Source organism: Blastococcus sp. CT_GayMR20 (genome assembly GCF_004570345.1).
On record NZ_SPQM01000209.1, the window covers coordinates 1 to 6,030 of the forward strand.

Genomic DNA, 6,030 nt, shown 5'->3' on the forward strand with positions numbered 1-6,030 from the left:
GCTGCTCGGGGGCGAACCCGGAGAGCACCTCGGCCGACTGGCCGGCGGTGAGGTGGGCCAGGACCAGCGCGATGATCTGGGCGTGCTCGTCCTTGAGGAACGTGACGAGCTGCCGGACGTCGGCATTGCGCAGGGAGGCGAACGGCACCTCGGTGTAGACGACGTTGAGGCGGGACAGGATGCCCTCGGCCTTGTCCTCGCCCAGGCCCGCGGCGAGGATCTCGCGGGCGAAGTCGACGCCGCCGCGGCCGATGAAGTGCTGCGCGGTCATCAGGCCGTGGAACTCGTTCATGACGATGTCCACGTCCTCGGACTCGACCGAACCCAGGCGCATCAGCTCCCGGGTCAGCGACTCGACCTCGCGCGGTCGCAGCTTCGACAGCAGGACGCCGGCCTCCTCCTTGCTCATCTGGGCGAGGAAGACGGCGGCCTTCCGGAGGCCCGGCAGCTCCGGGCGCTCGGGGGCGGCGGGGACGGCGGGGAGGTTGCCCCCACCCATCCCGAGCAGCTGCTCGACGCTGGCGATGCTCACGACTTGTTCTCCGTCAGCCAACCGCGCAGCATCGCCGCGACCTCGTCGGGGCGCTCGCTGACCATGTTCGAGATCTCCCCACGTACCTTCTGCCTCTCGGCGGCCTCGAGCTCCAGCGCGGCCGTGTCGACCTTGGGCCGCAGCTCCTCGCGGGTGCTCTGGATCCGCAGGCGGTCCAGCTCGTCGAGCATGTCGTCGGTGAGCTCGAGGGGCTCGTAGTCGTCCTCGGCGTCCACCTGGCGGCGCGAGCGCAGCCAGACCAGGAGGACGACGAGCGCGATGCCGGCCGCGATGCCGCCGGTGCGGATCATCGACCACATCTGCTCGCTGGCCTCGGCCTCGCGGGCCGCCTCCATCTCCGCGGCCGCCGCGTCGGCGGCCGTGGTGTCGAAAGGCAGGCTCGCGACGGTGATGTCGTCACCGCGGGCCTCGTCCAGGCCGACCGCGGTGATCATCAGGTCCCGCATCTGCTGCTGGTTGAGGTTGCCCGCGACGGCCTCGTCCATGACGACGGAGACGGTGAGCCGGTTGAGCGCGCCGGGCGCACCCTGCTCGACCGTCGTCGTCTTGCCGACGGCGTTGTTCGCGGTGGTCGACTCCTTCTGGTACGCGGAGTCGCCGGCGCCGGCGTTGGCCGCGGCGTCGGGCATGTTCTCGGGACCGAGGACGCCGCCGACCACGGCTCCACCGCCGGTGTAGTCCTCGGTGGTCGTGGACTCCGACAGCGGCGGGGTGTTCCCGTCGTAGGTGTAGGTCTCCGAGGTGGTCTCGCGCTGGGCGAGGTCGACGTCGGCGCGCACGGAGACGACGGACCGGTTGGGCCCGACGACGGAGTCGAGGATCTTCTGGGCGCTGGCCGACAGCCGCGCCTCGTACTCCGACTCCACCTGCGAGCGCGCGTCGCCGGCGGCCGCGGTGACGCCGGTGCCTGCGGCCGAGAGGACCTGGCCCGACGAGTCCGCGACGGTGACCTGGTCGGGCGCCATGTCCTGGACGCTGGAGGAGACGAGGTTGGTGACCGCCTGGATCTGCTCGCCGGACAGCGCCGTGCCGGGCGCCAGGTCGAGGAGCACCGACGCGGTCGGCTTCGCCTCCTCGGTCACGAAGACCTCGTCCTCGGGAAGGGCGACGTGGACGACGGCCGAGCGGACGCCCTCCAGCGACTCCAGGGTCTTCGAGAGTTCGCCCTCCAGCGCCCGCTGGTAGGACACCTGCTGCTGGAACTCGCTGGTGGTGATGCCCTGCTCGTCCAGGAGGGCGTACCCGGTGTCCTGGCCGGCGGGCAGGCCCTGACCGCTCATGGTCAGGCGCAGGTCGTAGACCTGGTCCTTGGCCACCATGATCGTCTGGCCGCCGTCGGTGAGCTCGTAGGCGACGCCCGCCGCGTTGAGCTCGTCGACGATCGCCGAGGCGTCGGTGGAGGCCAGGTTGGAGAACAGCGGGGCCTGGGTGGGGGCGGTGATCCAGCGGAAGAAGAAGAACCCGCCGAGAAGCAGCCCGACGAGCAGAAGGCCGATGACGACCTTCTGCCCCAAGCTGATCGTGGAGAACGTGGAGCGGGCGCGCTCCATCGTTCCGGCGAGAGCCGACTTCATCAGACAGGCATCCTCATGATCTCGTTGAACGCCTCAACGGCCTTGTTCTTGATCGTCACGACCATCTCGGTCGCCAGTGCCGCTTCGGAGCTGGCGATCATGTAGTCGTGGACGTCCTTCAGGTCGCCGGTGGCGGCCTGGGTCGCCAGGGTGTCGGCGGTCTTCTGCGTGCCCTGGAGCGCGTCGAAGGACGACGCCAGGATCGATGCGAAGCCGTCCGCGCCCTGGGCCTGGGGGACTCCGGTGGTGGCGCCGGCGACGCCGCTGACGGCGCCGATGCCGACGGGCAGGATGCCGCCGATGGGGGAGCTCATGATCAGCGCTTCCCGAGCTGCAGGGCAGCCTGGTAGGCGCTGGTGGCGCGCTCCACGACGGCGAGGTTCGCCTGGTACCCGCGTTGGGCCATCATCAGGGCGACCATCTGGTCGCCCATGTCGATGTCGGGGTAGCGGACGTAGCCGTCCTCGTTGGCCAGCGGGTGGTCCGGCTCGTAGACGATCCGGCCTTCCGCGTCACCGAACTCGGCCCGGGCGACGCGGACGCCGCCCTCGCCGGAGCCGTAGTCCACGGCCTGCGCCACGACCAGCCGTTCCTGGAAGGCGTCCTGGTCGTACGGGTTGACCGTGTTGATGTTGGCCATGTTGTCGGAGACGGCGTCCATCCACTTGCGGTGGACGAGCAGGCTCGAGCCGGCGATGCCGAGGGTGTCGAAGACGGCCATCTCACTGCGTCCTGAGGGCCGTGCGCAGGACGTTGTACTTGCCGTCGAGCGCGTTGAGGGCCAGCTGGTAGCGCAGGCCGGTCTCCGTGGCGGTGACCGTCTCCTGGTCGAGGTTGACGTTGTTCCCGTTGGTGTTGGTCGGCTGCAGGGAGCGCGCGACGGAGCCGCCGTTGACGGTCGGCGTCTCACCGTCGGCGAGCGCCCCGCGCAGCGAGGACTCGAAGTCCACGACGCCGGCGAGGAAGCCGGGCGTCTGGAGATTGGCGATGTTGTCGGCGGTGACGCGCTGGCGCTGGGCGAGGCCAGAGAGCGCAGCGTGCAGGGCCGTCGAGGTGGCGTCGCTGATCATGGAGCGGGTCGCCCACGGCTGCAGCAGGACACGATCGACCTCCGGGTATGCGGAAGGCACTCGCGAGCGAGTGCGGGGTCCGCCGATCCGTGGCGAAGTGGTGCTGTCCGTGCTCTTCCCTCATCGGCACCGGGCCGTCCCGGGCTGACCGCCGGACCGCCACACGAGGGGCACGAGGGCCCCGCGGGATGGGGGTGACCGGTGGGACCAGCGGTGACCTCGCCGTGTCCCGGGCCGGCGGGGACGGCTGAGTTGGCAGCATCCGTGCTGTGCCGGAGCGCGGCAGCGGGCGAGAACACACAAAGGCCCCGCTGCCGGCAGGGCCGTCAGCGGGGCGGGGACCACAGCGGTCGGAGGGACCGGATCAGAGCGCGCGATCGATGAACGAGGCGACCGGCCGCGCCGGTCCGTAGGACATGCGCGCGGCCACGTCCCGCTGCTTCTGCGACTGGGTGATCCGCTCGATCAGCGCCTCGGCCACGGCCAGCTGGTGCTGGAGCAGCCGCGCGGCACGCTCGCGCAGGTCGGGCGGGATCGGCCCCAGCCCGGACGGGGGCACCCAGTCGTCGGCGCGTCGTCCCCAGGCGGCGATCTCCTCGGCGCGGTCGTGCGCCATCGACTGCTCGGCGGCGAGCACCTCGCCCTCGAGGTGGTCCAGGACGACGGCCCAGTTGACCGGCGGCATCCCCTCGCCGGTGCCCTCGTAGGGCCGGCGGCCGATCATGACGTACTGCCCGCCAGCGAGGCGGCGGCCTGCCGCCACGCGTCGCGGAGCGGCTCGACCACCTGGCGGCAGGAGGAGATGCGGTTCGTGTCCAGCTTGACGTTGGCCTGGACGAGCTCGCTGATGAGCCAGTTGTAGAGCGCCGCCAGGCGGGGTCCGCCCTCCCAGGCGTCGACCTGCAGGCTGGAGAGCAGTTCGAGCACGATCGCCTGCGCGTGCTGCAGTTGCTCGCCGGCGGCTTCGCGCTCGCCGGCGGCCACCGCCTTCTGTGCCCGCTCGAGGTCCAGGGCGAGGCGGTCGTAGAGCATCACCAGCACCTGCTGCGGCGAGCTCGTCGCGACGGCGTCGCCGAGGTAGCGGGCGCGAAGGGATGCGGCACTCATCGGGGTCTCTCCTGGAACGTGGGGAAGGTGGAGCGGGTTTCGCCGGATCGTCAGGACGACGAGGACGGCAGCGAGTTGATCTGGCCGGCCAGCCAGGTCGACTGGTTGCGCAGCGAGCTCAGCGACGTCTCCATGGCGGTGAACTGCCGCGTCAGCATCTCCTTGCGCTTGGCCAGCCGCAGGTCCCAGGCGGCGATGCGGTCCTCGTACGTCTTGATCAGGGCGTCCTGGCCGTTCGCGAGGGAGACGAGCGATCCCGTGGCACTGTCCGAGGCCTTCTGGGAGATCGTCAGCAGCCGCCCGGCGATGCCGGGCACCGCCGTGCCGTCCACCGCCTCGGTCGCACTGATGCCGCCGATCACGCGCTGCGCGAGGGCGGGGGTGTCCTTGAGGGCGGTCGCGAACTTCGCCTTGTCGAAGGTGACCTTGCCGTCCCGGGTCAGCGACAGACCGACGGTGATCGGCGCCCCGCCCACCCCGACCGATGTCGACACGGCATCGAGCAGCTGGCTGCCGAGGGAGGTCACCGAGAAGTCGCCCTTGAGCGCCGCGGTGCTGCCCTTGGCGTTCGAGGTGTACGTCCTCACGGTGTTCGCCGCCGCGTTCACGGCGTCCACCAGCGTCTGCATCTTGGCGGCCACTGCATCGGCGTCGGACGCCACGGACACCGTGGTCGACGCGCCGCCGGGCGTGGTGATCGTGACCGAGACGCCGGGCATGATGTCGGTGAACGTGTTGGTGGCCGACGTCGCGACCACACCGTTGCCGAGTTCCAGCGTGGCGTTCTGGCCGGTCTTCGTGGCCGTGAACCCTGTTCCGATCGCGCCCCCGGTCTCCGTGGCGCTCTTCACGATGAACTTGCCGTCCAGGCCGGGCTTGGTGCTGACCAGCTGGAGCCGGTGCTCGGTCCCGCTCAGGCTGACGATCGTCGCCTTGACGCCGAAGTCCGTCTTGTTGATCGCCGTGACGGCGTCGGCCAGGCTGGCGCCGGGGGCGACGTCGATGACGCCGACGACCGTCGTCCCGTCGGCCTTGCGGATCTCGATCGGCCAGGCCGGCTCCCGGTCGCGGACGCTGCCGGTCGTCGTCGTCGTCCACTGGGAGTTGCTGAGCACCGTGTGCGTCGCGGCGATCTGGCCGGGCGTGAAGGTCAGGCTGGTGCCGGCGATGGCCGACGCGGTCGCCGTGGCCGTGGCCGTGGCGCCGGTCGGCTCGACGGTGGCCTTGCGGCCCGCGGTGAGGCCCGTGGCCGAGGTCAGGGCCTCGGCGGCTGCGCGGACGGCGGCGAACGTGGTGTTGACCGTGCGGTAGGCCGACGCGGTGGACTGCGTCGCGGTCAGGCGGGCCTTGAGCGCGGTCTGCGGCGCGGCCTCGGCCTGGATGAGCTGGGAGATCAGGCTGCCGGTGTCCATCCCGGAGACCAGGCCGGTGCTCAAGCTCATCGTCATGTGCTGCCTCCTGGGCTGGTCGGGGATACCGGGTGTGAGTGAGGGGGGAGGCCGGTCGGCCTCCCCCCTCACCCGGGGTGGTGCGTTCGCTCAGCTGTTCAGGCGGAGCTCTGCCGTCGGGGCCGATCAGCCCCGCAGCAGCGAGAGCACGCCCTGCGAGGCCTGGTTGGCCTGCGCGAGCATCGCGGTGCCGGCCTGGGACAGGATCTGGTTCCGGGTGAACTGGACCATCTCCTGCGCCATGTCGGCGTCGCGGATGCGGCTCTCCGACGCGGTCA

Annotated in this window: 8 protein-coding genes and 1 pseudogene; all 9 read right to left on the minus strand. The window is 71.0% G+C overall.

Features of this window, described 5'->3' with window-relative positions:
• Positions 1-532 (minus strand): annotated as a pseudogene (locus tag E4P40_RS25525) (flagellar motor switch protein FliG); the annotation flags it as partial.
• On the minus strand, positions 529-2,127 hold the full coding sequence (fliF, locus tag E4P40_RS25530) for a flagellar basal-body MS-ring/collar protein FliF (protein ID WP_135161131.1): 1,599 nt from the start codon (positions 2,125-2,127) through the stop codon (positions 529-531). The pseudogene E4P40_RS25525 and the gene fliF, both read right to left, overlap by 4 nt.
• Positions 2,127-2,441, minus strand: coding sequence for a flagellar hook-basal body complex protein FliE (gene fliE, locus E4P40_RS25535; RefSeq protein ID WP_135161132.1), 315 nt, complete (start codon positions 2,439-2,441; stop codon positions 2,127-2,129). Before fliE ends, fliF begins: the two co-directional genes overlap by 1 nt.
• 2 nt (positions 2,442-2,443) lie before the next feature.
• On the minus strand, positions 2,444-2,848 hold the full coding sequence (locus tag E4P40_RS25540; protein ID WP_135161133.1) for a flagellar basal body rod C-terminal domain-containing protein: 405 nt from the start codon (positions 2,846-2,848) through the stop codon (positions 2,444-2,446).
• Position 2,849: 1 nt separating this feature from the next.
• Positions 2,850-3,257 (minus strand): flagellar basal body rod protein FlgB, encoded by a 408-nt coding sequence (gene flgB / locus E4P40_RS25545; RefSeq protein ID WP_245160582.1) that lies wholly within the window; start codon positions 3,255-3,257, stop codon positions 2,850-2,852.
• Positions 3,258-3,561: 304 nt separating this feature from the next.
• Complete coding sequence (locus E4P40_RS25550; protein ID WP_245160583.1) at positions 3,562-3,921, minus strand: hypothetical protein; 360 nt, start codon at positions 3,919-3,921, stop codon at positions 3,562-3,564.
• Entirely contained in the window at positions 3,918-4,304 is a 387-nt protein-coding gene (fliS, locus tag E4P40_RS25555) for a flagellar export chaperone FliS (protein ID WP_135161134.1), read from the minus strand. Before fliS ends, E4P40_RS25550 begins: the two co-directional genes overlap by 4 nt.
• Before the next feature lie 50 nt (positions 4,305-4,354).
• Positions 4,355-5,752 (minus strand): flagellar filament capping protein FliD, encoded by a 1,398-nt coding sequence (fliD, locus tag E4P40_RS25560; RefSeq protein ID WP_135161135.1) that lies wholly within the window; start codon positions 5,750-5,752, stop codon positions 4,355-4,357.
• A gap of 126 nt (positions 5,753-5,878) precedes the next feature.
• A partial coding sequence (locus E4P40_RS25565; RefSeq protein ID WP_280790650.1) for a flagellin occupies positions 5,879-6,030 on the minus strand: 152 nt, incomplete at its 5' end.